This is a genomic window from Streptomyces sp. SID12501, from assembly GCF_010550245.1.
In the GTDB taxonomy this organism is placed as follows: domain Bacteria; phylum Actinomycetota; class Actinomycetes; order Streptomycetales; family Streptomycetaceae; genus Streptomyces.
The window spans coordinates 139096-164084 of record NZ_JAAGLU010000026.1 but is presented as its reverse complement, the minus strand read 5'-3'; the positions used below and the strand labels follow the sequence as shown (position 1 = coordinate 164084).

Below are 24989 nucleotides of genomic sequence, written 5' to 3'. Positions count from 1 at the left end.
ACGCCATCTGTGCTTCGTCCACGATCACGATCAGGGCGGGGAACACCGTTCCGGGCGGGGCCTGGATACGACGGTTCATCTCCTCCACCGCCCGCTCAACCATCTCGGTCACCTGGATCACGTGGTCGTCCGTCGGGCCCTGGATCAGCACAGTGGCCAGGCCGTAGAACATCTTCCAGTCGCCGATGCCCTTGAGGTCCCCGATCCAGAACTGAACCGACTTGTCCAGCGCGAGCCACAGCGCGAGGGAGCGCAGGGCGACGGTCTTGCCCTGGTTCGACAACCCGGTGATCAGGAGGTGGCGCTGATACACGCTCAGTGCCGCCATGTCGCCGCGCAGGTCCTGCCCCCAGGGGGCCTTGCCCTTGGTGTAGTCGGCGGTCATCGTCTCGTCGGTGACCAGCGGAGACGGCCCGATCGGCTCGTCCAGTGCCCCGGAGTCGGCCACCCACAGGCGGACCGTGCGGGCGGCCTGGGGGATGGTGATGAACACTTCGTGCTCGTGCCGGGTGAGGTTCTCGGCGAGCTTGCGGCGCCGGTTCTGCACTTCGATGGTGGAGACCCCCGAAGGGAGCGTGACGTCGACTTCCACGCCGCATCCGGCGATCCGGATCGGACCCAGCATGGACGCGCCGGCGTCGCCCATCTCTTTGATGGCGCCTCGCAGTGCGGGTACTCCGAGGTCACGCAGGGCCTTGACGACGATGGACGGGGTGACCGGCTCGCCCTCACTGCTGCGGACGTTGGCGGGCAGCGCCCACTGCGGGGCGGCCTGCTGCTTGCTGCCGACCGCCCACAGCGCGAACAGAGCGAGCAACGGACCGACGATCAAGGCAGTACCCCACGTGACCTGCACAATCCGGATCAGCAGGCCGATGAACTCAATCATTGCTTTCAGCGGGGTGATGACGTCGCCGATGTCATGGTTGTTGATCGCCATGACCACCCCGAGGGCGACCAGCACGCCAATGCCCACCCCGGTACCGACGGCAAGTCCCTTGGCGGCCTCCACGGGCGAGTGCAAGAGGTCCATGCGGCGGTGGTGGCGGGCCTGGCGGAAGCGCTGCAAGCGCTCCTCCCACTCCTCAGCAGCTTCCAGGTTCCCCGCTGCTTCCGCTGTGCGGATCATGCGCTCGTAACGGGCACCGGTCTTGCCGTCCCAGGTGCGGCGGGCCACGATCCGGCCCCCGTTGAACGTGTAGAGACTGTGCCGCGCCACCGCACGAACTGTGGTCTTGGTCGTCTCGTGCGTGACGGCGGTTGTGACTGCGCGTCCGGAGCGCACCCACAACGGCACGGGTAGGGCCGGGGCGGGGTCGGGGACCACGGTCAGGGTGGTCACGGTGGCCGGATCGGCCGATGGGTCGAGGGGCGGGGTGGTGTTCTTGTGCAGGTGAACGAGGTTGTCACCCATGAGGGAAAGGCTCCTGACTGCCCCGGACCGGGGCGGGAAGACGAGCGGGGCGCCGGCCTGGCGGAGGCCGACGCCCAAAAGGGGGGTCAGCGGCGGTGGCTGGTCTTGTGGGTGCGTAGTGCGGCTTTGCATGCCGGGCAGTTGCGGTGCGGGCCGTTGCCGACGACTTGAGGGGGGATCACCTGGCCGCATACGGCCCGGGTGACGCCGAATACCAGCGGCCCGCAGTCCGGGCAGTGGAAGTGCGAGACCAGGACGGGCGTCCTGCCGTTGGTGCGAAACATGCTCACCACCACCCCGACGACTTCTTCGCCGCCTTCTCGCGGGCGGCTTCGGTGATCAGGCGTTGCTTCTCGCCGTGCAGGGCGGTCAGTTCGGCGGTCAGCCGCATCTCGGCGTTGGCGGTGGTGGTGTCGATCTGCTGCTCGGCGCGGGCGGTGCTCTTGCCGCGGACGACCTTGTAGGAGCCGCCGATGGTGGCGCGGGCCATGGCCCGGCGCTCGGCACCGTTGAGCGGCCATGACTCGCCGCGCTTGACCGCTGCCAGCTTGACGGTGGCCTTGTGGATCTCGCGGTCGATACGGCGGATCTCGGATTTGGACACGGCTCAGCCCTCTTTCGGGGTGGGCTCGGGGTAGGCGCACAGGACGCACATGCCGAGCGACGTCGGCATGCAGTAGCTGTAGATGACCTGGCAGTTGGGGCAGGTGCGGCGGGCCAGCATCGCGAGAGCGAGCGCGCCCCATTTCCGGGAGGTCATGGGGCGCACGGGCTTGGCGCGGTCGATGCGGTAGAGGTAGGCGACGCGGACCGTGCCGGCGCGCCGGTTGACGCGCATGACCTGCGCCGCTATCGGCTGGCCCCCCGGACGCAAGCCCCGCGCCCGTAACTGGCGGCGGGTGGCGAACTGTTCATCGTCCGGGGCGAACTTCCACGGGAAGGTGGGGATGCCGTAGCGGGCACCGGTGGGGTCGAAGCACTCTCCGTACGCGGCGGACATCAGATGACCGCCGTAGCGGCCCGCTCGGCACGCAGCGTGTCGCGCAACCTTCGGGCGTTGACCGGCGAGGTGTGTACCGCGAGGCGGATGCCTTCGGCGGTGAGTTTGGCGTCCGGCCAACCGGCCGTCACCTTCCGTGCCTCATCCAGGAGTTGATCGGGTGTGCGCCTGGATCGGGTCGGGCGGGCGACGGCGGGAACCCGACCGGTCGCCCGACGCGCACGGACCGACTCAGCCGCCACCGCACTCCGTACGATCGGGTTGACGGGGACCGGGGCGGTAGGCGGCGGCTTGAGTTCCGCGGTCGACTTCAGCACGTCGACCGCGACCGGATCGGGCACCCGTACCGCAGCCGGAAGGGCGGGCGGCGGGGTCGATTCGGGCAGGTCAGGGGTAGACCGATAACCGATGGTCTCGGTCGATTCCTCCGCATTCGTGTGCAGGGCCGGAATCGGGTCCGGGACCGTGGCCGGGTGGTGGTGCAGCACCTTGGCGACCAGATCGGATCCGAAGTAGATCGACCCGACCGGAAGCGACGTCGCCAACAGCACAAGAGCCCAGTTGGCGGGGTCCCAGTCGGCGAGCCGTCCCCAGTCGACCGTGGCGCCGTGCAGCTCGGGAACGAGACCGTGGACGTAGTTGAGGACCAGCGAGGCGAGCGTGTAGGTGCCCAGCACCCGCAACGCGAACTTCCGATCGTCGTCGGCGAGGACGAGGGTGGCGACCAGGGCCAGCGCCATCAAACCGTCGACCACGAACGGGTAGAGGGTCGCGGCGGTGTCATCCGCGCCGACCGTGTGCGCGATGTCCCGCAGCGCGTTCCACGAGACGCGGAACGCCATGGCGACGACCGCGACCAGGGCCAGCACGAGGGCGGCGCGGCCTTTGCGGTTGAGGTTCACCGAAACCACCGCCGCTTCTTCGGCGCAGGGTCCATGGTGTCGGCCTGCTCGCGCAGCGCATCGGCCCTGGTCGCGGTCTCCCGGACCGCATCCACAGCCCGCTGACGCTGACCACGGTTGGAGTAGGCGGTGCGTCCGATACGGCCCGACATCTGCCGGGCCTGCCCGGACAGCACGTCGGCCTGCTGACGCAGGTCCCCCGCCCGTCCCGCCGCGTACTGCTGCTCAGGCGTCTGCATGTCCTTGAACTGGCGGCCCATCACGCCACCGCCGCAACGGGCCTGTCGCTGTAGCCGGTCAGTTCCAGCACGGCGCCAGAGAAGTCGACGAACACCTTCAGTACGCGCGTCTGGCCGGCGCTCTGCTCGCCGTAGTCCACCGTGTCCGGGTCGACCCCCAGGGCCTCCCGCCACGCCTCGAACACGGACAGGTCGTCATGGAAGCTCAGTCGCAGCCGGTCCGGGTAGACCGTCGACACCTCCACGTACGGCGCGGGCAGGTGCCCGAAGTCCAACGCCAGCACCCGCAACGCCCGCAGCGGCGCGGTGAGGCAGTCCAGTGCCAGGGTCCCGCTCACCGGAACCACCCCCGCTTCCGGGGTGCCGGTGCGGTGGCCTGTGCTTCCTGCTGCTCCCAGCGGCGGGCCTCGTCCTCACGGCCATCCAGACGGGCGAGGTGCGCGGCCTGCTGGTGAGCCGACATGGCCACCCACTCGCGATGCGTGGCAGCAGCCACCGGCCGCGACGGCGCGGGAGCGTCGGCGGCACGGGCGGCCTGCTGACTCGCCCACTGCTGCTCCGGTGTCTGCATGTCCTTGAACCGGCGCCCCATCACGCACCCACCCTCGGCAGCAGCGGAGCGGCCGTGTTCGCCAGTTCGCGGCCGGCGGCGAGCACCCGGCGGCGGGCCCGGCGGATACGCCGTACGTCCAGCTCGGTGGGGGTGCGGTCCATGGCGATGATCTGCGCGTCCAACAGGTCGACCTGCGCAAGGATCAGCGGCATTTCCCGCTCGATGCCGTCCAGCTCAGCGGCCGTCGGCTCCATCCAGTCGGCGAACGCGGTAACAGCATCCTGAACAGTGACGATGTGCTTCATGGGTCGTGGTCTCCCTAGCAGGTGTTACGGCCCGAAGCGGCGTCCCGGGTTGCCTCCCGGGGCGCCGCGCGCCGTTGATGTGGTGGGTTGGTCAGCTCGTGCGGCCGTAGGCCTCGTTCAGCTCGCCCTCGACGTCCGCGCACTCGCCGGACGTGATGCGGTCGTAGACCTCCTGGCCGCTCTGCACGGCTTCCGGGGAGGTCAGGTCGGTGGTGGACTCCTGCGACTTCATGCCGAACACATGGACTCCTGAGGTGTCGTAGGTGGTGGACCAGGCCGGACGAACCGGCACCGGCTCCCCGCGCTCCCACCCGTACGGCCACCGCGTGAAGCGGGCCCGGACGGGTGGGAGAGGCAGCCGGCCGCAGCGCTATCCGCTGCGATGCCAGGAAGAACAGGCCGACCGGATCGTTCGTCGACGGTTGATCCCGTGCGAACTGGGGTGGTGTGCGGGCGTCGTCGGCCGGTCGATCACGACGGCACCCGTTGATGTCTCTGACTCACGCGAACTCCTCACGTGTCGAAGGCGGGTGGTGGTCTCTTTCGGGGACGCGGCTGCCGGATCAAGGAACAGCTCGCTAGGGCCCCGTTGTAGGCAGAGACCTAGACCTCTCGGTCTGCCATCCGGACTGCCAAGGGATCGCCCGCCGCGAAGCGGACGACTGTCCGGTGCCCTCCCCCCGTCCTATGCGGGGCTCCTGGTCGTGCTTGCACACGGTGAATCGGGAGCGACTCCGTCATCTGGTGCGCACCAGAAGGAAAGCATCTGGTGCGCACCAGAGTCAAGGACTCTGCCGATTCGGGCGGTGGTTGTCCGCCCTGGTGCATCTCCAGAAGACCCCGCCGGATAGGGGTGCCGGTAGCCAACAGCGCTTCACAGCGGGCCTGTTAAGGAGCTTGTTAATACCTGTTGACCTGCGGCGATATGAGGCATGCTGGGAAGGTCAGTGAGTGGACCCAACGTCGGGCGGTGGCCTGTGAGTTCAGGACTTCGGAGCGCGCGGACGGCGCGCGGCTGGTCTCAGGAACGACTGGTGCGCGAGATCGAGCAGTACGCCCGACAACACGTCACAGACGTTGCGACGACCGCGAGTTTGCGGGTGTACGTGTCCGAGTGGGAGAACGAAAAGCGCACCCTGTCGGACCGCTACGCGGCGATACTGCGGCAGCTTCTCGGGGTCACCGACAGGGAGTTGAGGGGCGTCTCGCTCGCTACCGCTCCGCCGATGGCTGACGGGTACGACGAACTGCTGAGCAGGATCGATTCAGCTAGCAGCGTCGGTGCATCCATGGTGAAGACGTTCAATGACCAGACCGAGATACTGCGCACGATGGACCGGCAGATGGGCGCGGCCGGTCTCGTCGACCAGATGACGGGGCATCTCGCCCGTCTGGAAGACGCACTGAACTTCGCGGTGCTTCCCACCACACGCCGACCCGTGGCGCTCGCGCTCGCGGGGGCGTCGACCTTGGCCGCATGGCAGGCGATCGACTCGGGAGCGGTCGAACGAGCTTGGCGGCACTACGAACTCGCGAAGCGGGCAGCGCGCGACGCTGAGGCTCCGATGTACCTCGCGCATGCGATGGCGGAACAGGCATACGTGCTGTGTGAGGCTGGACGGCCGTCCCTCGGTGTCGATCTGGTACGCGATGCGCAACGCACCGTTGGGCAAGCAGGGTCGCCCCGTCTCCGGGCATGGCTGTACGCGGCAGAGGCGGAGCTGTGCGCCCACGCGGGGATGCCCGACGATTGCCGTCGCGCCCTCGATGCGGCCCTGGCGAGCATCCCGCCCGGCTCGGAGGATCGGGACCCGGACATGCTGAGTATCTTCCTCAACGGTGCCCACCTCACTCGGTGGCACGGCAACGTGCTCGCCCTGCTTGGCGACGGCGAAGCAGTGACCAGCCTGTACGACGCCTTGGACGTGGTGGACCCCACCTTTGTCCGAGCGCAGGCCGGTCTCCATAGCGACCTCGCGCAAGCGCACCTCGCACGAGCCGAGTACGACGACGCGCACACCCACCTGCGACAGGCGCGACTGTTGGCGAGCCGCACCGGTTCGGTGCGGCAGCGCCGCCGCGTTGACCTGCTCAGTGCGCGGCTGTAAGCCCCTGCTTGCCGCGACTCGCCAGGATGTGGAGCAGGGCAACGAGGGTGCCGGAACCCATGAGTTCACCGCGTGCCATCAGCCCGGGTACGTCGGCCAGCGGCACCCACTCGATGTGCCCCGCCTCTTCGAGGTCTGTTGGTGAACCGACATGGTCGGCCCCCTGACCTACGAAGATCTCGTGAGGCGAGTCGACCATGCCGACCATGGGCTGATAGGTGACGACGTGGTCCACCGACTTGGGCCGCCAGCCGGTCTCTTCGACGACTTCGCGAAGTGCCGTGGTCGCGGGGTCCTCCCCGTCGTCCACGATGCCGCCGGGCAACTCCCAACCCCACTGCTGCGGGACGAAGCGGTACCGCCACATCATGAGCACGCGGTCTTGGTCGTCCAGAACGGCGGTGATGGCGACGCGTTGGAGCTTCACCACGTGATGTTCGAAGCGCTCCACCCCAGGCGGTTCGACGTCCCAGAGTTGGAGCTTGACCCACTCGTTGTCGTAGAGGTCACGCTCGCCGTGGATGCGCCACGGCTCCAACCCCTCAGGGGTCTTGACGCTCACGGCGCCTGGCACGCGGTACGAACTCCGACCCCGCACCTCCAGTGCACCCTCCGCGACCAGTCGGGCCAGCACTTGCCGAAGCGCCGTCCGGCCGATGCCGAGCTGTTCCACAAGCGTTCGCTCCGACGGGAGCTTGTCGCCGGGGGCGTACTCGCCGGCGGCGAGTCGTGCGCGGAGCGTCTCGTAGACCTTGGCCGTCTTCGGTCCCATTCGCAGGGCACTCTCCGTCCTGAGGTGGTGCGTACCAGCGTAGCGGGCCATGGTCACTCTGCTTCCAGGCGCGTGCCAGGTGATTCCGTTGAACCATCGCTCGTCAGCGTGGCATGTGCGCGAAGTGGTGGCGATGCCTGCGGATTATCGCGACAATGCTCGGCTATGCCAGACATGCGGAAACTCGCAGTAGCAGTGGTTCTCGCAAGCGGTGTCGTTGTGGGCCTCATCGTCGTTCTTGTGGCCCACCAAGTGGGTCAGCCGATTACCGTTGGCGTGCAGATGGCTGGGGCGGGTTTTGGCATCTTTACAACAGTAGGGTTCATGGCGATCTCCCTGCTGATTTCGGACGAGTCGCTTGGTGTTGTTCAAGGTCGGCAGCGCGTTCGTGAGGCAGAGCGTGGATTGGAAGCGGTGCTGTCTGATCACGTCACGGTGCCGCGCCGTGGCGAGCCGAGTCATGCGTCTGAGCCTGGTGAAGCGCCTGCTGACGGTCGAGGGTTGGCGTTGGCGCGACTGTGGGAGCTGACTCACAGCCGGTTGGATCTATACCACGAGATTGCGACGCAGCAGGCGCGTCAGTCATTTCGGAATGCTCAGGCAGCGATGGTGACTGGGTTCGTTCTACTGGCAGCGTTCGTGGTGGTGGCGCTGAATGCGAGCACCACGGCAGGGGCCGTTGTCGCGGGTGGACTGGGCGCGGTGTCTGCGGCTCTGGCCGGGTTCGTGAGCCGGACGTTCGTGAAGTCCCAGGAGACAGCGGCAGGTCACCTCAAGGCGTACTTTGATCAGCCGTTGGAGTTCGCGCGGTACCTGGCTGCCGAGCGTCTAGTTGCGGACGCGGACTTGAGCAGGGAGCAGCGGGCGGAGGTCATCACTACGCTGGCGCAGTCGATCGCTGCGGGCCCGGCTGTTGGTGCCCCCGTTGTGGACACGGGCGGTCAGTAGCAAGGCCAGCCGTAGCCGTTGGCGGCCGGGGAAGCCGTAGCCCAGCGAGACCGAGAGGCGCGGGAGCTGTCGAGATTTTTCAAGATCAGGACGAGACGCGGACGGGAATCGACTGCCCCGCACCGGTGGTCCATAAAATGCCTGGTCACGGGCGGTATGAATGGGTGATCTTGGGGGGACTGTAAATCTGCCGGCTCAGCCTACCCAGGTTCGAACCCTGGCGCCGCCACAGGTGAGAGAGACCCTCTTTTCTCTGCGATTACGCAGAGGAAAGAGGGTCTTTTCGTTGCGGGTGCACGCTGAGGCGATGAGGGAGAGTGACCCCCATGTCATCGCTGTCACGGCCGTCGTTCGTGTCGTCGTCCCGTCGTCGGAGCTGTCCCGAGTGCCGGCGGGAGATCGCTGTCGTCGCCGGGAGGTTCGCGCGGCACGATCCGCAGGGAGCCCGGGGGAGCGGGGAGCTCGTTTCGTGTCCGGGGTCGCGGCGGCAGGCGGAACTCGGGGCGGCCCAGCCGTCGTTGGACGGGTACGTCCAACCCGAATTCCCCGGCCAGCTGCCCCTCTTCTAGCCTTGCCGGCCCTGCCAGTCCTTGCCGATCTTCTGGCCCCGGGCCCTCTCGGCCGTTCGCCCTCAGTTTCCCGCCACCGACTTCACCGCGACCGAAACCGGCGTCGAACCGCCGATCAGCTCCAGCGTCAGGCCCGCCGTCGCCGGAGTGTCGAGCAGTTCGGTGAGTACGGCGGCCACGTCGTCGCGCGGGATCGCGCCGCGCCCCGTGTCGGCCTCCAGGCGTACGCGGCCCGTACCGGCGTCGTCCGTCAGGGCGCCGGGGCGCAGGATCGTCCAGTCGAGCGCGTCCAGGCCGCTGACGTACGCGTCCGCCTCGCCCTTCGCCCGCTGGTAGACGTCGAAGACGTCGTCGCCCCGGTGCGCCGGATCGGCGCCCATCGACGACACGACCACATGTCTGCGTACTCCCGCCCGAACCGCCGCGTCCGCGAACAGCACCGCCGCTCCCCGGTCCACCGTGTCCTTGCGGGCCGTCCCGCTGCCCGGACCCGCGCCCGCCGCGAAGACCGCAGCGTCGGCGCCCCGCAGTAGCACCGCGACCTCCTCCACCGACGCCGACTCCAGGTCGCACAGGACCGGTTCCGTGCCGGCCGCCCGCAGGTCGTCACCCTGTTCGGGGCGGCGGATGATGCCCGCGACCTCGTCACCGCGCGCGGCGAGCAGACGCTCCAGCCGCAGCGCGATCTGACCATGACCTCCAGCGATGACAATGCGCATGCCCTCGACCGTACGCCCCGCCGAACCCGTTCGCCGCCACAGCCCGTACGACGTCCGTCCGCTCCGCCGAAGCCTCACCCGTCCCTCACCTCACGACTGCCCCGTACGCCCCTGCCGCGGCAGGTCCAGCGCTGCCACCGCCGGTGTGTTGCAGTACTCCCGTACTGCGCTCGTCCGCGCTACAACGCGCCCCCTGTGCACCACGATTCGGCTGTAGGCGAGCGACAGCGCGCCCGCCAGACGGTCGCCCCGGACCGCCAGCAGCTCCGCCGGGAAGCCCGCCTCCACCCGCACCTCCGGCAGGCCGAGCACCGCCCGCGCCGACGCGCTCACGGCGTCGTACGCCTCTTCCGGGCGCAGGCCGTGACGGGACGCGAGCAGGTACGCCGCCTCCAGGGGGTCCCCGCGGCCCACCGGGTTCGACACGTCCCGCAGCGCGCCGCTGCCCGCCGCCACCCGCACCCCGGCCGCCCGCAGCAGTCGTACCGGAGCCGTGGCGCGGCGTTCAGCGCCCCCGCAGCCGCCCTGGGGGAGGCATGTCACCGTCACGCCCGCCGCTGCGAGCTGGTCCGCGGCCCGCGAGGCCACCTCGGCGGGCAGCCGGCCGAGGCCGCCGCAGGGGCCGATGGTCACGCCGGGGCGCAGGCCGCCCGCCATCGCCGCGAGGCGGGCCAGCCGGGCCGGGTCGTCACCGTCCGTGTGCAGGTCGACCGGGCAGCCGTGTTCCGAGGCGACCTCCAGGACCGCCTCCACGTAGCCGGTCGGATCGGGGTCCCGGTCCGGGCAGCCGCCCACCACCGACGCGCCCATCTTCACCGCGTCCCGCAGCATCGCCAGACCGTCCGCCCCGGCGGCGCCGGTCAGCACGCGCGGCATCGCCACCGCCGTCAGCTCGGCGAGGCCACGCAGCGCCCGCCGCGCCTGCAGTACGGCGGCCAGCGCGCCCAGCCCCGGTACGTCGCCGATGCGGACGTGCGAGCGCAACGCCGTCGCCCCGTGGCCGAGTTGGAGCAGAGCGGCCTCGGTGGCCCGACGCTGGACTTCCTGAGGGTCGTACGAGACCGGGCCGTCGGAGTCGGCGGACAGGGCCGTGTCGCCGTGCGCGTGCGGTTCGGCGGGGGCCGGCAGGAGGAGGTAGCCGCTGAGGTCCACGCGGGTGGCGTACGCGCTGAGGCTGCCGACCGTCCCGACCGCCTCGATACGGCCGCCACCCAGCCGTACGTCCACGGTCCGGCCGTCGGTGAGCCGCGCCCCGCACAGCAGGAGGGCGGCCGGGTCCCCGGAGGAGGCGGATGACGAGGAGGAGGACGAGGAGTGGGGCGGCTGCGGGTGGCTGTCGGGCATCGCGCTCCTGTGCTCGGGGGCGGCTGCGCGCAAGCGGGGACACAAGATCACGCAGAGTGAGTCGAGCCTAGGGCGGGCGTCCGCCCCTGTTGCGGAGGAGCGCAATAGTCGTACCGGTGTGGTCCGCCGGATGGGAAAGATTGCTGGCGAGGGGGTGTGGAAGTGGCTGTTTGAGCGGTTGCGGGAGGGGGCTTTGAGGCCGCTGGGGGAGGGGTTTTCCCACCGGGGACGGAGCGTGCGCGCAGCGCGGAACAGCGGCCGGAACAGGCCCGGGTGGGTGCCGCGAAACGGATTTGGGTGAACGGTGGCGAGCGTGTAATGTCTTCATCGCTCGCCCCAATAGCTCAGTCGGTAGAGCGTCTCCATGGTAAGGAGAAGGTCTACGGTTCGATTCCGTATTGGGGCTCTGGTGTGAGAGGTCCCCGCCGCAAGGCGGGGCCCGATCGCATCACAGCGGTGTAGCTCAGTCGGTAGAGCAAGCGGCTCATAATCGCTGTGTCACCGGTTCAAGTCCGGTCACCGCTACTGACAGTAGCCGATTGCGGGGTCGGTCCTTCGATCGGCTATTCTGTTATGCGTACAACGTCCCATCCGTTCGTCAAGGAGCACTCCTGTGGCTGCCACCGACGTCCGCCCGAAGATCACGCTGGCCTGCGTGGAGTGCAAGGAGCGGAACTACATCACCAAGAAGAACCGGCGTAACAACCCGGATCGAATGGAGATGAAGAAGCACTGCCCGCGTTGCAATGCGCACACCGCGCATCGCGAAACGCGATAATTCAGGCTCGTACGCGAGGCCGTCCCCTGCTGGTTGGGGGGCGGCCTCGCGTCGTTGCACCAGTTGTGAACCATGCGAGTACGTGGCCAGGTGAGTCGCGAACCAGTGCGATTCAGGATGCGATTCAGGAGGTGCCGAGCCCATGGCGCTCGACCAGTCCTTCGTGGGGCGGTCCTATCCGCCCACCGAGCCCTATGAGGTCGGCCGGGAGAAGATCCGCGAGTTCGCGGAGGCGGTGGGAGACCGTAACCCTGCGTACACGGACCCCGAGGCCGCCAAGGCCCTCGGGCACGCCGATGTGATCGCCCCGCCCACCTTTGTGTTCGCGATCACCTTCAAGGCGGCGGGAGACGTCGTGGCGGACCCGCGGCTCGGCCTGGACTACAGCCGCGTGGTGCACGGAGACCAGAAGTTCGCCTACGTCCGCCCCGTCCGTGCGGGCGACCGGCTCACCGTCACCTCGACCATCGAGGCCATCAAGTCCATGGCGGGCAACGAGATCATCGACATCCGCGGCGAGGTCCACGACGAGGCGGGCGAGCACGTCGTGACCGCCTGGACCAAGCTCGTCGCCCGCGCGGCCGAGAAGGGCTGACCCATGACGGCCAATTCCGCGCACGACTCCGCGAGGATCTCCTACGCCGACGTCGAGGTCGGCACCGAGCTGCCCGCCCAGACGTTTCCCGTGACCCGCGCCACCCTCGTCCAGTACGCGGGCGCCTCCGGGGACTTCAACCCCATCCACTGGAACGAGAAGTTCGCGGTCGAGGTCGGTCTGCCCGACGTCATCGCGCACGGCATGTTCACGATGGCCGAGGCGATCCGCGTCGTCACCGACTGGGTCGGCGACCCGGGCGCGGTCGTCGAGTACGGCGTCCGCTTCATCAAGCCGGTCGTCGTCCCGAACGACGGCGAGGGCGCCACCATCGAGGTCAGCGGCAAGGTCGGGGCCAAGCTCGACGACAACATGGTCCGCGTCGATCTCCTCGCGAGGTCCGCGGGGCAGAAGGTGCTGGGCATGTCCCGGGCTGTTGTCCGGCTGGGCGAGTAGGGCAGGTCGGGGAACTCCGGTTCTGGTTTGGGTAAGGGGCGTTCGCCATTGGCGGGCGCCCCTTACCCAAACCCCTCGCGCGGCCTCCTCGCCGGACCTTCTCCTGGGCGGGCCATTGACGTGGTTAGTGATTGAGTACTAACTTGCTCGCATGGTCAGGATGAGCGCAGAGGAGCGGCGCGAGAGCGTCATTCGCGCGGCGATCGCCGAGTTCGCGCAGAGGGGCTACTACGGCACCTCCACCGAGGCGATCGCCAAGAGGGTGGGTGTCTCGCAGCCGTACCTCTTCCGGCTCTTCCCGGGCAAGAAGGCGATGTTCGCCGCAGCCTCCCAGCGGTGTATGGATGATGTGCGCAGGGTCCTGGAGGAGGCGGCCGAGGGGCTGGAGGGCGAGGAAGCCCTGCACTCCATGGCGGGTGCTTACGCGCAGTTGATCGGCGAGCATCCCGAACTGCTGCAGATGCAGATGCAGACCTACGTGGCTGTCGCCGCCGCCGAGGCCGAGGGTGAGCATGAGTTCGGCGAGGCCGTAAGGGCCGGCTGGATGAAGCTCTGGGACGCCGTGGAGGTGCCCGTGGGGGAGGAGACGACGACCTTCCTGGCGTACGGAATGCTCATCAACACGCTTGCGGCCATGGGGTTTCCGCCCGGGCATCGGGTCTGGCAGGGGATGTGGCCCTCGGCGCAGATCAAGGGGCGGGCCGAAGTCTGAGGGGTACGGGTGCGTGGTTTTTTTGCCGTAAAAGTTAGTGATTAATAACTAATCCAGAGGGGGAACGATGTCACAGCAGGAGAACAAGACCGGCGCACCGCGCGGCGGAGTCGTCTGGGCGCTCGTCATCACCAGCGTCGCCGGGTTCATGGCGGCCCTCGACAACCTCGTCGTCACCACCGCGCTGCCCTCGATCCGCAAGGATCTCGGGGGAGGACTGGGCGACCTGGAATGGACCGTGAGCGCCTACACGCTCACCTTCGCCGTGCTGCTGATGTTCGGCGCGGCCCTCGGTGACCGCTTCGGCCGGCGCCGGATGTTCCTCGCCGGACTCACCGTCTTCACCGGTGCCTCCGCCGCCGCGGCCATGGCACCCGGCATCGACTCGCTGATCGCGGCCCGCGCGGTCCAGGGCGTCGGCGCGGCGATCATGATGCCGCTGACGCTGACCCTGCTCACGGCCGCCGTCCCGGCCGCCAAGCGCGGAATGGCGTTCGGCATCTGGGGTGCCGTGAACGGGCTTGCCGTGGCCTCCGGGCCCCTCATCGGAGGCAGCCTCACCGAGCACATCTCCTGGCACTGGATCTTCTGGCTGAACGTTCCGCTGGGCCTCGCCCTGCTGCCGCTCGCCCGGCTGCGCCTCGCCGAGTCGCACGGCACCGGCGCCCCGCTCGACATCGTCGGCACGCTGCTGGCCAGCGGCGGCCTGTTCGGCATCGTCTACGGACTCGTGCGCGGCCCGGCCGACGGCTGGACCAGCTCCTACGTCCTGACCGGACTGGTCGCCGGAGGTGCGCTCATCGTCGCCTTCGTCGTCCACGGCACCCGGGCGAAGAACCCGATGCTCCCCATGCGGCTCTTCCGCTCCCGCGCCTTCGCCGGGATAAACGCGGCCTCCCTGCTGATGTTCCTCGGGATGTTCGGGTCGATCTTCCTGCTCAGCCAGTACATGCAGGGCGTGCTCGGCTACTCGCCCACCGAGGCGGGCCTGCGGATGCTGCCCTGGACCGGGATGCCGATGCTCGTCGCCCCGATCGCCGGCATCCTCTCCGACCGGATCGGCGGCCGGCCGGTCGTCGCCACCGGCCTCTTCCTCCAGGCCGCAGGCCTCGGCTACATGGCCTTCGTGGTCACCGCGGACGCCTCCTACGCCATCCAGCTGCCCGGCCTGATCATCAGCGGCATCGGCATGGCCCTGTTCTTCGCACCGGCCGCCAACCTGGTGATGTCCAGCGTCCGCCCGAGCGAACAGGGCATCGCCTCCGGCGCCAACAACGCCCTGCGCGAGGTCGGCGGCGCCCTCGGAATCGCCGTCATGGGATCGATCTTCGCGGCCCAGGGCGGCTACGAGACCGGTCAGACCTTCGTCGACGGACTCCGGCCCGCCCTGGTGGTCGGCTCCGCTGTGGTCGCCCTCGCGGGCATCGCGGCCCTCCTGATCCCGGCCGCCCGCCGCCCCTCGCCGACGCCGGAGTCCGCCGAGCCGGCGCCGGTGCTGGAGACGGCCGCCCACTGAACGACGTAGGACAGCGGCACGCGCGCGTACGGCCCCGAGGCTCACCGGCGGGGCCGTACGCGCGCGTGCCGCTTGTCGTCGCGTTGCCGCCGGGGCTGTCAGTGGGGTCTCGTAGTCTGGGCGTGTGCAGGAAATCCACGACGCGCCCCTCGCCCCGCTGACCACCTTCCGGCTCGGCGGTCCCGCGGACCGGCTGATCACGGCGACGACCGACGCCGAGGTCATCGCCGCCGTCCGCGAGGCCGACGACTCCGGAACCCCGCTGCTCGTCATCGGCGGCGGCTCGAACCTGGTCATCGGCGACAAGGGGTTCGCGGGGACGGCCCTGCGGATCGCCACGACCGGCGTCCGCCTCGACGGCACGGGGGTGGAGCTGGCCGCCGGTGAGGTGTGGACCGACGCCGTCGCGCGCACGGTCGAGGCCGGGCTCGCCGGGATCGAGTGCCTCGCCGGGATTCCCGGTTCCGCGGGTGCGACGCCCATCCAGAACGTGGGGGCGTACGGGCAGGAGGTGTCCTCGACGATCACCGAGGTCGTCGCCTACGACCGGGTCACCCGCGAGACGGTCACCCTCACTGGCGCCGAGTGCGCCTTCTCGTACCGCCACAGCCGCTTCAAGGCGGAGCCCGAGCGCCATGTCGTCCTGCGTGTCCGCTTCGCCCTGGAGGACGCCGACGGGCTGTCGGCGCCCCTGAAGTACGCCGAGACGGCCCGCGCGCTCGGTGTCGAGCCCGGCGAGCGGGTGCCGCTGGAGGCGGCCCGCGAGACCGTGCTGAAGCTGCGCGCCGGGAAGGGCATGGTCCTGGACCCCGAGGACCACGACACCTGGTCCGCCGGGTCCTTCTTCACCAACCCGATCCTCACGGACGCCGAGTTCGCCGTGTTCCACGCGCGCGTGGCGGAGCGGCTCGGCGCCGACGCCGTACCGCCCGCCTACCCGGCCGGGGAGGGCCGTACCAAGACCTCGGCGGCCTGGCTGATCGACAAGGCCGGCTTCACCAAGGGGTACGGCACCGGCCCCGCCCGTATCTCCACCAAGCACACCCTGGCCCTCACCAACCGCGGCCGGGCCACCACGGAGGACCTGCTCGCCCTCGCCCGCGAGGTCGTCGCCGGGGTCCGGGACGCCTTCGGGGTCACCCTCGTCAACGAACCGGTGACGGTCGGCGTCAGCCTCTAGAACCCTCCGGGGTCACGAGGTCAGCCAGTCGTCGATCCCCGCCAGCAGCTTCGTCCGTACGCCCTCCGGCGCAGCCGAACCGCGTACGGACTGGCGGGCCAGTTCGGCCAGTTCCGCGTCCGTGAAGGCGTGGTACTCGCGGGCGATCTCGTACTGGGCCGCCAGCCGTGAGCCGAACAGCAGCGGGTCGTCGGCGCCCAGCGCCAGCGGCACGCCGGCCTCGAAGAGCTTGCGCAACGGCACGTCCTCGATCTTCTCGTACACCCCCAGGGCGACGTTCGACGCAGGGCACACCTCGCAGGTGATCTGGCGGTCCGCGAGGCGCTTCAGCAGGCGCGGGTCCTCCGCCGCCCGCACACCGTGGCCGATCCGGGTCGCGTGCAGGTCGTCCAGGCAGTCGCGGACCGACGCCGGGCCCGTCAGCTCGCCGCCGTGCGGGGCCGACAGCAGGCCCCCCTCGCGCGCGATGGCGAAGGCCCGGTCGAAGTCCCGGGCCATGCCCCGCCGCTCGTCGTTGGAGAGCCCGAAGCCCACGACACCCCGGTCCGCGTACCGCACGGCCAGGCGGGCCAGCGTGCGCGCGTCCAGGGGGTGCTTCATACGGTTCGCGGCCACCAGGACCCGCATCCCGATCCCGGTCTCCCGGCCCGCGGTCTCCACCGCGTCCAGGATGATCTCCAGCGCCGGGATGAGACCGCCCAGACGAGGGGCGTACGACGTCGGGTCGACCTGGATCTCCAGCCAGCCCGAGCCGTCCTTCGCGTCCTCCTCGGCGGCCTCGCGGACCAGCCGCTGGATGTCCTCGGGCTCCCGCAGACAGGACCGGGCCGCGTCGTACAGCCGCTGGAAGCGGAACCAGCCCCGCTCGTCGGTCGCCCGGAGTTTCGGGGGTTCGCCGCTGGTGAGGGCGTCGGTCAGCGCCTCGGGCAGCCGCACACCGTACTTGTCGGCCAGTTCCAGCAGGGTCGCGGACCGCATCGACCCGGTGAAGTGCAGGTGCAGATGGGCTTTCGGCAGTTCAGAGACATCACGTACGTGCTCCATTCTCGGATCCTGCCGTACGTCCGGCTCGTATCGGTAGCGCTTTCCCTGAACGTGGTCTTGCTCGCACTGATGCTCGTACCGGGAGACGGAAGAAGGCCGCCTCCCGAAGGAAGCGGCCCACTCACCTCACGAGGTTCCGGACGGGGCTCAGTCCGTCGCCTCGGCCAGCAGCTTCTGCACGCGGCTGATGCCCTCGACGAGGTCCTCGTCGCCCAGGGCGTACGACAGACGCAGGTAGCCCGGTGTGCCGAACGCCTCACCGGGTACGACGGCCACCTCGACCTCGTCCAGGATCAGCGCGGCCAGCTCGACCGAGTCCTGCGGGCGCTTGCCGCGGATCTCCTTGCCGAGGAGGGCCTTCACCGACGGGTAGACGTAGAAGGCGCCCTCGGGCTCCGGGCAGACCACGCCGTCGATCTCGTTGAGCATGCGCACGATGGTGTGACGGCGGCGGTCGAAGGCCACACGCATCTCCGCGACGGCGTCCAGGTTCCCGGAGACGGCGGCGAGGGCGGCGATCTGGGCCACGTTCGACACGTTGGACGTGGCGTGCGACTGGAGGTTGGTCGCGGCCTTGACGACGTCCTTCGGGCCGATGATCCAGCCGACCCGCCAGCCCGTCATGGCGTACGTCTTGGCGACGCCGTTGACCACGATGCACTTGTCGCGCAGCTCGGGGAGGATCGCGGGGAGCGAGGTGAACTTCGCGTCGCCGTAGACGAGGTGTTCGTAGATCTCGTCCGTCAGCACCCACAGGCCGTGCTCGACGGCCCAGCGGCCGATCGCCTCGGTGTCCTCGGCGCTGTAGACAGCGCCGGTCGGGTTGGAGGGGGAGACGAACAGGACGACCTTCGTCCGCTCCGTGCGGGCCGCCTCCAGCTGCTCCACGCTGACCCGGTAGCCGGTGGTCTCGTCCGCGACGACCTCGACCGGGACACCGCCGGCGAGACGGATCGACTCCGGGTACGTCGTCCAGTAGGGGGCCGGGACGATGACCTCGTCGCCCGGGTCGAGGATCGCGGCGAACGCCTCGTAGATGGCCTGCTTGCCGCCGTTGGTCACCAGGACCTGGGAGGCGTCCACCTCGTAGTTCGAGTCGCGGAGCGTCTTGGCGACGATCGCGGCCTTCAGCTCGGGCAGACCGCCGGCCGGTGTGTAGCGGTGGTACTTCGGGTTCGAGCAGGCCTCGATGGCGGCCTGGACGATGTAGTTCGGGGTCGGGAAGTCCGGCTCACCGGCGCCGAAGCCGATCACCGGGCGCCCGGCGGCCTTCAGGGCCTTGGCCTTGGCGTCCACGGCGAGGGTGGCGGACTCGGAGATCGCGCCGACTCGGGCGGAGACCCGGCGCGCGGTGGAAGGGGTTGCAGCGCTCATGGTGCCCATCGTTTCAGACCGGAAACCTCCCAGGCACACGGGTTTCACCTATTGGTCGGACCGGACCGCCCACGGGACGGCGGACGGACGCCAGGCCGGGTGGACGGCTGCACAAGCGTCCGGATCCGGCGCCTGGGCTGGGCGATCTTCCGCCGACAACGGCCCGGCGGGCGCTTTCTGTTCGACGACCGGCTCCGAAGCACGTACACTCTCACCTCGTTGGCCTTCAGCGGCCCGCGCTCAATCGGTGCACACCGTGCATCCGGATGAGTACGGTACGTTGGAGTAACCACAAAGGGTCGTAGCTCAATTGGTAGAGCACTGGTCTCCAAAACCAGCGGTTGGGGGTTCAAGTCCCTCCGGCCCTGCTACACGCGCCTTTCACCAGGCGGTGTGCGCATGTACCACTTGCATTGCTTTTGCATCGCCGTGCGGCTCGGACCGGGCGCGGCACGGCCACGACCCGGGAACAGGTGAGGACGAATGGCGGACGCCGTGGGCTCCATCGATATGCCTGATGCCCAGGATGAGGCCCCCGAGTCGGACAAGAAGACTCGCAAGGGCGGTAAGCGCGCCAAGAAGGGCCCGCTGAAGCGTCTCGCGGTTTTCTACCGCCAGATCGTCGCGGAGCTCCGCAAGGTCGTCTGGCCGACGCGCAACCAGCTGACGACGTACACGACCGTGGTGATCGTCTTTGTGATCGTCATGATCGGCCTGGTGACTGTGATTGACTTTGGCCTCAACAAAGCCGCCAAGTACGTCTTCGGCTGAGCCAAGAGCGAAGGGCGCCGGGTGCGGCGCCCCTTTCGCATGTTCCACCCACATGTATCCAGGAAGAAGCAGCCACCGTGTCTGACACTGACCCGAACCTGAACGACGCCATCGTGCCGGACGAGTCCGTGCATGACGAGCTCGACATCGTCGAGGGCGTTGACGAGGTCGAGGACGAGGTCGACGCTGCGGACGCCGCCGTGGGGGAGCCCGCCGAGGAAGACGCCATCCACATCGAGGCCGACGAGGCTGATGAGGATGAAGACGGCGATGTCGTCGAGGCCGTCACCGACGAGGACGAAGAGCTCGTCGAGGCCGACGCCGAAGGCGACGACGAGGCAGAGGCCGAGGCTGAGGAAGCCGAAGAAGAGGCCGAGCCCGTCGACCCTGTCGCGGCCCTCCGCGAGGAACTGCGCCTTCTCCCCGGCGAGTGGTACGTCATCCACACGTACGCCGGTTACGAGAACCGTGTGAAGACCAACCTCGAACAGCGTGCCGTCTCGCTCAACGTCGAGGACTTCATCTTCGCGGCCGAGGTGCCGCAGGAAGAGGTCGCTCAGATCAAGAACGGCGAGCGCAAGACGGTCCGTCAGAACAAGCTTCCCGGATACGTTCTCGTCCGCATGGACCTGACGAACGAGTCCTGGGGCGTCGTCCGCAACACCCCGGGTGTCACCGGCTTCGTGGGCAACGCGTACGACCCGTACCCGCTGACCCTGGACGAGATCGTCAAGATGCTCGCCCCGGAGGCCGAGGAGAAGGCCGCCCGTGAGCTTGCCGAGGCCGAGGGCAGGCCGGCTCCGAGCCGCAAGCTCGAGGTCCAGGTGCTGGACTTCGAGGTCGGCGACTCGGTCACCGTCACCGACGGCCCGTTCGCGACGCTGCAGGCGACGATCAACGAGATCAACGCCGACTCGAAGAAGGTCAAGGGCCTCGTCGAGATCTTCGGCCGCGAGACTCCGGTCGAGCTGTCGTTCGACCAGATTCAGAAGAACTAGCACTCACCATTTGACTTCCGTCCAGGTCAGGTCGGCTCTCTCGGAGCTGGCCTGACCTGCTCGGTTTCACGCCTCGCCATGGTGTCGTTTATCGTGGTGCGGTTGCCTGGCTGATGCCAGGCACAGCGAAGACCGAAGAAAAACGAAGATAGAGGACCCGGAATGCCTCCCAAGAAGAAGAAGGTCACGGGGCTCATCAAGCTCCAGATCAACGCCGGAGCGGCCAACCCCGCCCCGCCGGTCGGCCCCGCGCTCGGTCAGCACGGCGTCAACATCATGGAGTTCTGCAAGGCCTACAACGTCGCGACCGAGTCGCAGCGTGGCTGGGTGATCCCGGTGGAGATCACGGTCTACGAGGACCGCTCCTTCACCTTCATCACCAAGACGCCGCCGGCCGCGAAGATGATCCTCAAGGCCGCAGGTGTCGAGAAGGGCTCCGGCGAGCCGCACAAGACCAAGGTCGCCAAGATCACTCAGGCGCAGGTCCGTGAGATCGCCACGACCAAGCTTCCCGACCTGAACGCCAACGACCTGGACGCCGCGTCGAAGATCATCGCCGGCACCGCCCGTTCGATGGGCATCACGGTCGAGGGCTGAGCCCCACCTCGTAAGCCTTTAGTAGTGCGTGGCAGGACCTGCTCGGTCCGTACCACGACTCCTCAGAACAACATCAGGAGCAGTAGTGAGCAAGCGCAGCAAGTCTCTCCGCGCTGCGGACGCCAAGATCGACCGGGACAAGCTCTACGCCCCGCTCGAGGCCGTCCGTCTCGCCAAGGAGACCTCCACGAGCAAGTTCGACGGCACCGTCGAGGTCGCCTTCCGCCTGGGTGTCGACCCACGCAAGGCCGACCAGATGGTCCGTGGCACCGTGAACCTCCCGCACGGCACCGGTAAGACCGCCCGGGTCCTGGTCTTCGCGACCGGTGACCGTGCCGAGGCCGCGCTCGCCGCCGGCGCCGACATCGTCGGCTCCGACGAACTGATCGACGAAGTGGCGAAGGGCCGTCTGGACTTCGACGCCGTCGTCGCCACCCCGGACCTCATGGGCAAGGTCGGCCGCCTCGGCCGCGTCCTCGGCCCGCGTGGTCTGATGCCGAACCCGAAGACGGGCACGGTGACCCCCGACGTGGTCAAGGCCGTGACCGAGATCAAGGGCGGCAAGATCGAGTTCCGCGTCGACAAGCACTCGAACCTGCACTTCATCATCGGCAAGACGTCGTTCGACGACACCAAGCTGGTGGAGAACTACGGCGCCGCGCTGGAGGAGATCCTCCGTCTGAAGCCGTCCGCCGCGAAGGGCCGCTACATCAAGAAGGCCGCCCTCAGCACCACGATCGGCCCCGGCATTCCGCTCGACTCCAACCGCACCCGCAACCTCCTCGTCGAGGAGGACCCGGCCGCCGTCTGAGCCTCCCGCTCACTCCGGTAGTCGCGCGTACGCGTTTCGTACGACGGGCCCCGCAACCTTTCGAGGTGCGGGGCCCGTTGTCGTACGGAGGGATTGGAGTTGCTGGGGGAACTGATGTTCTTTCATCGAATGTGTGACCTTGACGAGTGATGCTCGTTTCCCATGGCGACGGGATCTTCGAGCGGGGGTGACGAGGTGGGTGAGCTGCGTGGTGCGGCGTCGTCGTTCGTCGTGTCCGGTCCGGGTGGTGTGGCCGTCCGGACCCGCCTCAAGCAGTTGACGCCGGACGATGGCAAGGGGCTGCGCCTGGTTGGCGGGCACCTTGGGTCGCTGGCCTCGAAGGATCTCAGGACGCGCTGCCGGGACGGCCTGGAGCACTCCGGCGACACGTGGGCGGTGCGTAAGCGTGAGCTGACGCTGCTCTCGTCGTCGCGGTGGGCGGGCAGTATCACCAAAGCTACGCACGGCCAGTGGGCGCTGGCCCGCCGCTGCCGGTCGGCGCACCTCCAGAACCTGGAAGCCGGTGTCCGCACCGTCGAGGGCCGGTTGTCGCTGCCGGTCGGGCAGAAGGGGACGAGGAAGGCGCCTGGGGGTTACCGGTCCCAGCGGGAGTGGCATGCGAAGTCGCGGCGGCTGCGGGTGCTGGAGGACCGGCTGGCTGCCGCGCGGGCCGACCGTGAGGCTTGGCTCGTGCACATCGTGCGTGGTGGTAGGCGGCTGGCCCGCACTTGGCAGCATCTGGAGGCGGCCCAGCTGACGGAGTCCGGGTGGCGTGGGCTGTGGGAGGCAGAGCGCTGGTTCTGCCAGGCGGACGGTGGGTCGGGCAAGCGCTACGGCAACGAGACAATCCGTGTCAGTCCCGACGGTGAGGTGAGCATCAAGCTCCCCGCGCCACTCGCTCATCTGGCCAACGCCCCGCACGGCCGGTACGTCCTGGCGTGCCGGGTCGCGTTTGCGCACCGGGGTGAGGAGTGGGCGGATCGCGTCGAGGCCAACCGGGCGGTCGCCTACCGCGTCCACCTGGATACGGGCCGGGACCGCTGGTATGTGACAGCCTCCTGGCAGATCCCGCCCACCCCCACCCTCCCGATCGATGCCGCGCTCGCCCACGGTGTGATCGGCGTCGACATGAACGCCGATCACCTGGCGGCCTGGCGCCTCGATGTCCACGGCGACCCGACCGGCAGTCCGCGCCGTTTCTCCTACGACCTAAGCGGTACGGCCGAGCACCGGGACGCGCAGGTCCGCCGCGCTCTCACCCGCCTCCTGCACTGGGCCCGCACGTGCGGTGTGCGCGCGATCGCGGTCGAGGACCTGGACTTCGCCGCCGAGAAGACCCGGGAGAAACACGGCCGCAGGAAACGCTTCCGGCAGCTGGTCTCCGGTATGCCCACGGGGAAGCTCCGTGCCCGGCTGTCTTCGATGGCGGATCAGACGGGTATCGCGGTCATCGCTGTCGATCCGGCCTACACCAGCCGGTGGGGTGCCCAGCCCTGGCAGAAGCCGCTCGCCGGCACGACCCGTAAGAGCACTCGCCACGATGTTGCTGCCGTGGCGATCGGAAGGCGCGCCCAGGGACACCCGATCCGGCGGCGGACGGCACCGCCCCCACCACACCGGAGTGATGCGGTGGGGCATCGGACCGTCCAGGCCGGTCGGCGTGTTCCTGGGCGTGAGGGAATCCGCCCCCGCATCCTCGGACCACGGACACGATCCGTGCCGCCCGGACGCGTGGCGAACGCGGGCAACCAGAACGCCCAACACCGTCCGGGGCGTTCTACTGAGCATGGATCCTGGCAACAGGACTCATTCCCGCTCAGTCTTTAGGGACGGTTAGCGTGAAGATCACGGGGTGTACGAGGGGGTTGGGGACCGGATGAGGGACAGCGGCGTACGGGGTGTACGGGGCCTGCGGCGGGGAGTGCGGCCGGTCGTGGCGACCGCGGCGCTGGTCGCGGTGGGCGTGGCGATGTCGGCGTGCAGTTCCTCCGGGGGACCCGACGACGAAGTCGCCGAGCCGACCGGCGCGGCCCGCCTCGACGCCCGTACGGCCGCCGCGCTGCACGCCGTGGAGAAGGCCACCGAGCTGGCCGGTTCCGCTCGGGTCAGCTCCTCCTCCGTCATGGGCGACCTGCTCTCCATGCGGACGGCCGGCGTCCTCGGCTGGGCCGGTGAGCCGGTCGGCAGGCTCAGCATCACCTACACCGGCGGAGAACTGGCCGAGTCCATGCGGGCGCTCAACAGTTCCTCCATGGAGGCCCGGCTGCTGCCCGACGCCTACTACGCCAAGGTCGGCGACAAGTTCGCCGCCCAGATGCACGGCAAGCACTGGATCAGGTACGACTACGACGACCTGGCGGACCTGCCCGGCGGCTCGGGGACGTATCTGAAGGACCAGTTGCGCAACACCGCCCCGATCCAGCCGGTCAAGCTCCTGCTGGCCTCCGGTGACGTCCGCAGGGCCGGGACGGAGACGGTGCGCGGGGAGCGTACGACGCACTACTCGGGCGCGGTGGAGGTGGCCGCCCTCGCCGACTCCGCCCTCAAGGAGCAGCTCGTCCAGGCCGGTGTCGCCACCGAGACGGTCGACATCTGGGTCAACGCTCGGAACCTGCTGGTCAAGAAGGTCGAGCAGGGTGAACTGTCGAGCGGACGGATGTCCTCGACCGCGTACTACAGCGCGTACGGCGTGAAGGTGACGGTGGCGGCACCGGAGGGCGGGGACACCGCTGACTTCAAGGACCTGCTGGGGAATTCAGAGGCCTCGTCCGCCCCACCGGGTTAGGCTCACGGTCGTTTCTGTGGGTGCCGGACGTGTAGGCCTCGCTGTGCTGCTTCTCGGTACAGGCGCTGTGGCCTGTACCAAGGGAGCCTCGGAGAAGTCGCCGAAGATGACGCCGGCGGCGGCTGTCGCCAAGGCGGCGGACGTGAAGGAGGCCGACACGGAGACTGTGGAAGGGGGCGGTAGTTGCTCGCCAAGGGGTGTGTATGAGGTTGCATTAGCTCGATCGTGTGATCGTGCCCTTGAGGGCTTGCGGTGTCCTGGACTGATCGGGCTAACCTGGTCGTGCGATCTGGGACGCCGGTTACGGCGCCAGCATGCGGGGCCCCTGCTCCACCGGTGTGATGGTTCAGGGCCTCCCCGTTGCCTCTGGCCGTATGCAATTGGCCAGGTCGTGTAGGGAACTGGCCTCCCGGGCCAGGACCACGCACAGGATGTGTGTCGCCGCCCCGGGGTCGAGTACGCCGGGGACCAGTTCGCCCAAGACCGTTCGGGGCGCGCG

At 68.9% G+C, this 24989-nt stretch carries 30 protein-coding genes and 4 tRNA genes; 19 read left to right on the top strand and 15 right to left on the bottom strand.

Going from position 1 to position 24989, the window contains the following annotated elements:
• The 10 genes from G3I71_RS29340 to G3I71_RS29295 form a co-directional block, all read right to left on the bottom strand.
• Window positions 1-1414 (bottom strand): FtsK/SpoIIIE domain-containing protein (locus G3I71_RS29340; protein ID WP_164319123.1); only part of this gene is annotated, 1414 nt, incomplete at its 3' end.
• An 86-nt stretch (window positions 1415-1500) separates the two neighbouring features.
• On the bottom strand, window positions 1501-1698 hold the full coding sequence (locus G3I71_RS29335; protein WP_164319121.1) for a hypothetical protein: 198 nt from the start codon (window positions 1696-1698) through the stop codon (window positions 1501-1503).
• Window positions 1699-1700: 2 nt separating this feature from the next.
• Window positions 1701-2018: a hypothetical protein gene (locus G3I71_RS29330; RefSeq protein WP_164319118.1), complete on the bottom strand. Its 318-nt coding sequence runs from the start codon at window positions 2016-2018 to the stop codon at window positions 1701-1703.
• 3 nt (window positions 2019-2021) lie between these two features.
• A complete protein-coding gene (locus G3I71_RS29325) occupies window positions 2022-2414 on the bottom strand; it encodes an RRQRL motif-containing zinc-binding protein (RefSeq protein WP_164319115.1) in 393 nt (130 codons plus the stop codon).
• Window positions 2414-3316, bottom strand: a complete 903-nt coding sequence (locus G3I71_RS29320) for a DUF2637 domain-containing protein (protein WP_164319156.1) — start codon at window positions 3314-3316, stop codon at window positions 2414-2416. Before G3I71_RS29320 ends, G3I71_RS29325 begins: the two co-directional genes overlap by 1 nt.
• Window positions 3313-3576 (bottom strand): hypothetical protein, encoded by a 264-nt coding sequence (locus G3I71_RS29315; RefSeq protein ID WP_164319113.1) that lies wholly within the window; start codon window positions 3574-3576, stop codon window positions 3313-3315. The genes G3I71_RS29320 and G3I71_RS29315 overlap by 4 nt, the downstream gene beginning before the upstream one ends.
• Window positions 3576-3893 carry a hypothetical protein gene (locus G3I71_RS29310; protein WP_164319111.1) on the bottom strand — a complete coding sequence of 106 codons (318 nt, stop codon included), beginning with the start codon at window positions 3891-3893 and terminating at the stop codon, window positions 3576-3578. The genes G3I71_RS29315 and G3I71_RS29310 overlap by 1 nt, the downstream gene beginning before the upstream one ends.
• Entirely contained in the window at window positions 3890-4147 is a 258-nt protein-coding gene (locus G3I71_RS29305) for a hypothetical protein (RefSeq protein ID WP_164319108.1), read from the bottom strand. The genes G3I71_RS29310 and G3I71_RS29305 overlap by 4 nt, the downstream gene beginning before the upstream one ends.
• Window positions 4147-4413 (bottom strand): DUF6284 family protein, encoded by a 267-nt coding sequence (locus G3I71_RS29300; protein WP_164319107.1) that lies wholly within the window; start codon window positions 4411-4413, stop codon window positions 4147-4149. Before G3I71_RS29300 ends, G3I71_RS29305 begins: the two co-directional genes overlap by 1 nt.
• A gap of 91 nt (window positions 4414-4504) precedes the next feature.
• A complete protein-coding gene (locus G3I71_RS29295) occupies window positions 4505-4705 on the bottom strand; it encodes a hypothetical protein (protein ID WP_164318815.1) in 201 nt (66 codons plus the stop codon).
• Between the two features lie 808 nt (window positions 4706-5513).
• Between G3I71_RS29295 and G3I71_RS29290 the strand changes: the two genes are divergently transcribed.
• Complete coding sequence (locus G3I71_RS29290) at window positions 5514-6521, top strand: XRE family transcriptional regulator (protein ID WP_164319153.1); 1008 nt, start codon at window positions 5514-5516, stop codon at window positions 6519-6521.
• Here G3I71_RS29290 and G3I71_RS29285 read toward each other — a convergent pair.
• On the bottom strand, window positions 6505-7293 hold the full coding sequence (locus G3I71_RS29285; RefSeq protein ID WP_164319103.1) for a GntR family transcriptional regulator: 789 nt from the start codon (window positions 7291-7293) through the stop codon (window positions 6505-6507). The genes G3I71_RS29290 and G3I71_RS29285 overlap by 17 nt on opposite strands.
• A gap of 324 nt (window positions 7294-7617) precedes the next feature.
• Here G3I71_RS29285 and G3I71_RS29280 point away from each other — a divergent pair, with 324 nt between their 5' ends.
• From G3I71_RS29280 to G3I71_RS51415, 3 genes are all read left to right on the top strand, one after another.
• Complete coding sequence (locus G3I71_RS29280; RefSeq protein ID WP_164319101.1) at window positions 7618-8241, top strand: hypothetical protein; 624 nt, start codon at window positions 7618-7620, stop codon at window positions 8239-8241.
• A 150-nt stretch (window positions 8242-8391) separates the two neighbouring features.
• Window positions 8392-8470 (top strand) — tRNA-OTHER (locus tag G3I71_RS29275).
• A 97-nt stretch (window positions 8471-8567) separates the two neighbouring features.
• Complete coding sequence (locus G3I71_RS51415) at window positions 8568-8810, top strand: hypothetical protein (RefSeq protein WP_164319099.1); 243 nt, start codon at window positions 8568-8570, stop codon at window positions 8808-8810.
• Window positions 8811-8872: 62 nt separating this feature from the next.
• Here the strand turns inward: G3I71_RS51415 and G3I71_RS29265 are convergent, their stop codons facing one another.
• Together G3I71_RS29265 and G3I71_RS29260 are read right to left on the bottom strand one after the other, a co-directional pair.
• The gene (locus G3I71_RS29265) at window positions 8873-9529 is read right to left on the bottom strand and encodes an SDR family oxidoreductase (RefSeq protein ID WP_164319097.1); all 657 of its coding nucleotides are present in this window, start codon (window positions 9527-9529) and stop codon (window positions 8873-8875) included.
• A 90-nt stretch (window positions 9530-9619) separates the two neighbouring features.
• Window positions 9620-10873, bottom strand: coding sequence for an amidohydrolase family protein (locus G3I71_RS29260; protein WP_164319094.1), 1254 nt, complete (start codon window positions 10871-10873; stop codon window positions 9620-9622).
• 333 nt (window positions 10874-11206) lie between these two features.
• Here G3I71_RS29260 and G3I71_RS29255 point away from each other — a divergent pair.
• The 8 genes from G3I71_RS29255 (at window position 11207) to G3I71_RS29220 (ending at window position 16110) form a co-directional block, all read left to right on the top strand.
• Window positions 11207-11279 (top strand) — tRNA-Thr (locus tag G3I71_RS29255).
• 46 nt (window positions 11280-11325) lie between these two features.
• Window positions 11326-11398, top strand: a tRNA-Met gene (locus tag G3I71_RS29250).
• A gap of 88 nt (window positions 11399-11486) precedes the next feature.
• Window positions 11487-11651 carry a 50S ribosomal protein L33 gene (gene rpmG / locus G3I71_RS51410; protein WP_018834916.1) on the top strand — a complete coding sequence of 55 codons (165 nt, stop codon included), beginning with the start codon at window positions 11487-11489 and terminating at the stop codon, window positions 11649-11651.
• A gap of 142 nt (window positions 11652-11793) precedes the next feature.
• Window positions 11794-12246 (top strand): MaoC family dehydratase N-terminal domain-containing protein, encoded by a 453-nt coding sequence (locus G3I71_RS29240; RefSeq protein ID WP_164319092.1) that lies wholly within the window; start codon window positions 11794-11796, stop codon window positions 12244-12246.
• 3 nt (window positions 12247-12249) lie between these two features.
• Window positions 12250-12702, top strand: coding sequence for a MaoC family dehydratase (locus tag G3I71_RS29235; RefSeq protein ID WP_164319089.1), 453 nt, complete (start codon window positions 12250-12252; stop codon window positions 12700-12702).
• Between the two features lie 151 nt (window positions 12703-12853).
• The gene (locus G3I71_RS29230; protein ID WP_164319087.1) at window positions 12854-13414 is read left to right on the top strand and encodes a TetR/AcrR family transcriptional regulator; all 561 of its coding nucleotides are present in this window, start codon (window positions 12854-12856) and stop codon (window positions 13412-13414) included.
• 67 nt (window positions 13415-13481) lie between these two features.
• On the top strand, window positions 13482-14930 hold the full coding sequence (locus tag G3I71_RS29225) for an MFS transporter (protein WP_164319085.1): 1449 nt from the start codon (window positions 13482-13484) through the stop codon (window positions 14928-14930).
• A 124-nt stretch (window positions 14931-15054) separates the two neighbouring features.
• Window positions 15055-16110 (top strand): UDP-N-acetylmuramate dehydrogenase, encoded by a 1056-nt coding sequence (locus G3I71_RS29220; RefSeq protein WP_164319082.1) that lies wholly within the window; start codon window positions 15055-15057, stop codon window positions 16108-16110.
• 12 nt (window positions 16111-16122) lie between these two features.
• Here the strand turns inward: G3I71_RS29220 and G3I71_RS29215 are convergent, their stop codons facing one another.
• Together G3I71_RS29215 and G3I71_RS29210 are read right to left on the bottom strand one after the other, a co-directional pair.
• Window positions 16123-17154 carry an adenosine deaminase gene (locus tag G3I71_RS29215; RefSeq protein ID WP_164319080.1) on the bottom strand — a complete coding sequence of 344 codons (1032 nt, stop codon included), beginning with the start codon at window positions 17152-17154 and terminating at the stop codon, window positions 16123-16125.
• A 147-nt stretch (window positions 17155-17301) separates the two neighbouring features.
• Window positions 17302-18528 (bottom strand): pyridoxal phosphate-dependent aminotransferase, encoded by a 1227-nt coding sequence (locus G3I71_RS29210; RefSeq protein ID WP_164319077.1) that lies wholly within the window; start codon window positions 18526-18528, stop codon window positions 17302-17304.
• A gap of 295 nt (window positions 18529-18823) precedes the next feature.
• On the opposite strand from G3I71_RS29210, the gene G3I71_RS29205 reads away from it, so the two are divergent.
• The 7 genes from G3I71_RS29205 to G3I71_RS29175 all read left to right on the top strand — a co-directional run bounded on the left by G3I71_RS29205 (window position 18824) and on the right by G3I71_RS29175 (window position 24490).
• Window positions 18824-18896: transfer RNA gene (locus tag G3I71_RS29205), tRNA-Trp, on the top strand.
• A 115-nt stretch (window positions 18897-19011) separates the two neighbouring features.
• The gene (secE, locus tag G3I71_RS29200; protein ID WP_006383475.1) at window positions 19012-19299 is read left to right on the top strand and encodes a preprotein translocase subunit SecE; all 288 of its coding nucleotides are present in this window, start codon (window positions 19012-19014) and stop codon (window positions 19297-19299) included.
• Window positions 19300-19376: 77 nt separating this feature from the next.
• Complete coding sequence (gene nusG / locus G3I71_RS29195) at window positions 19377-20297, top strand: transcription termination/antitermination protein NusG (RefSeq protein WP_164319075.1); 921 nt, start codon at window positions 19377-19379, stop codon at window positions 20295-20297.
• Window positions 20298-20459: 162 nt separating this feature from the next.
• Window positions 20460-20894 (top strand): 50S ribosomal protein L11, encoded by a 435-nt coding sequence (rplK, locus tag G3I71_RS29190; protein WP_164319073.1) that lies wholly within the window; start codon window positions 20460-20462, stop codon window positions 20892-20894.
• An 85-nt stretch (window positions 20895-20979) separates the two neighbouring features.
• Entirely contained in the window at window positions 20980-21705 is a 726-nt protein-coding gene (gene rplA, locus G3I71_RS29185; RefSeq protein ID WP_164319072.1) for a 50S ribosomal protein L1, read from the top strand.
• Window positions 21706-21867: 162 nt separating this feature from the next.
• Window positions 21868-23532: a transposase gene (locus G3I71_RS29180; RefSeq protein ID WP_203731671.1), complete on the top strand. Its 1665-nt coding sequence runs from the start codon at window positions 21868-21870 to the stop codon at window positions 23530-23532.
• A gap of 49 nt (window positions 23533-23581) precedes the next feature.
• Window positions 23582-24490, top strand: coding sequence for a hypothetical protein (locus tag G3I71_RS29175; RefSeq protein WP_164319070.1), 909 nt, complete (start codon window positions 23582-23584; stop codon window positions 24488-24490).
• Window positions 24491-24989: the final 499 nt, after the last annotated feature.

What these genes read in the sequence shown, in the direction of transcription:
- G3I71_RS29235 (WP_164319089.1), top strand. Translation starts at nt 12,250, where the DNA reads ATGACGGCCAATTCCGCGCACGACTCCGCGAGGATCTCCTACGCCGAC.
- G3I71_RS29305 (WP_164319108.1), bottom strand. Translation starts at nt 4,147, where the DNA reads ATGGGGCGCCGGTTCAAGGACATGCAGACACCGGAGCAGCAGTGGGCG.
- G3I71_RS29265 (WP_164319097.1), bottom strand. Translation starts at nt 9,529, where the DNA reads ATGCGCATTGTCATCGCTGGAGGTCATGGTCAGATCGCGCTGCGGCTG.
- rplK (WP_164319073.1), top strand. Translation starts at nt 20,460, where the DNA reads ATGCCTCCCAAGAAGAAGAAGGTCACGGGGCTCATCAAGCTCCAGATC.
- G3I71_RS29215 (WP_164319080.1), bottom strand. Translation starts at nt 17,154, where the DNA reads ATGGAGCACGTACGTGATGTCTCTGAACTGCCGAAAGCCCATCTGCAC.
- G3I71_RS29285 (WP_164319103.1), bottom strand. Translation starts at nt 7,293, where the DNA reads ATGGGACCGAAGACGGCCAAGGTCTACGAGACGCTCCGCGCACGACTC.
- G3I71_RS29280 (WP_164319101.1), top strand. Translation starts at nt 7,618, where the DNA reads ATGGCGATCTCCCTGCTGATTTCGGACGAGTCGCTTGGTGTTGTTCAA.
- G3I71_RS29315 (WP_164319113.1), bottom strand. Translation starts at nt 3,576, where the DNA reads ATGGGCCGCCAGTTCAAGGACATGCAGACGCCTGAGCAGCAGTACGCG.
- G3I71_RS29175 (WP_164319070.1), top strand. Translation starts at nt 23,582, where the DNA reads ATGAGGGACAGCGGCGTACGGGGTGTACGGGGCCTGCGGCGGGGAGTG.
- G3I71_RS29335 (WP_164319121.1), bottom strand. Translation starts at nt 1,698, where the DNA reads ATGTTTCGCACCAACGGCAGGACGCCCGTCCTGGTCTCGCACTTCCAC.
- G3I71_RS29180 (WP_203731671.1), top strand. Translation starts at nt 21,868, where the DNA reads ATGGCGACGGGATCTTCGAGCGGGGGTGACGAGGTGGGTGAGCTGCGT.
- G3I71_RS51415 (WP_164319099.1), top strand. Translation starts at nt 8,568, where the DNA reads ATGTCATCGCTGTCACGGCCGTCGTTCGTGTCGTCGTCCCGTCGTCGG.
- secE (WP_006383475.1), top strand. Translation starts at nt 19,012, where the DNA reads ATGGCGGACGCCGTGGGCTCCATCGATATGCCTGATGCCCAGGATGAG.
- G3I71_RS29230 (WP_164319087.1), top strand. Translation starts at nt 12,854, where the DNA reads ATGGTCAGGATGAGCGCAGAGGAGCGGCGCGAGAGCGTCATTCGCGCG.
- G3I71_RS29300 (WP_164319107.1), bottom strand. Translation starts at nt 4,413, where the DNA reads ATGAAGCACATCGTCACTGTTCAGGATGCTGTTACCGCGTTCGCCGAC.
- G3I71_RS29325 (WP_164319115.1), bottom strand. Translation starts at nt 2,414, where the DNA reads ATGTCCGCCGCGTACGGAGAGTGCTTCGACCCCACCGGTGCCCGCTAC.
- G3I71_RS29210 (WP_164319077.1), bottom strand. Translation starts at nt 18,528, where the DNA reads ATGAGCGCTGCAACCCCTTCCACCGCGCGCCGGGTCTCCGCCCGAGTC.
- G3I71_RS29225 (WP_164319085.1), top strand. Translation starts at nt 13,482, where the DNA reads ATGTCACAGCAGGAGAACAAGACCGGCGCACCGCGCGGCGGAGTCGTC.
- G3I71_RS29260 (WP_164319094.1), bottom strand. Translation starts at nt 10,873, where the DNA reads ATGCCCGACAGCCACCCGCAGCCGCCCCACTCCTCGTCCTCCTCCTCG.
- G3I71_RS29240 (WP_164319092.1), top strand. Translation starts at nt 11,794, where the DNA reads ATGGCGCTCGACCAGTCCTTCGTGGGGCGGTCCTATCCGCCCACCGAG.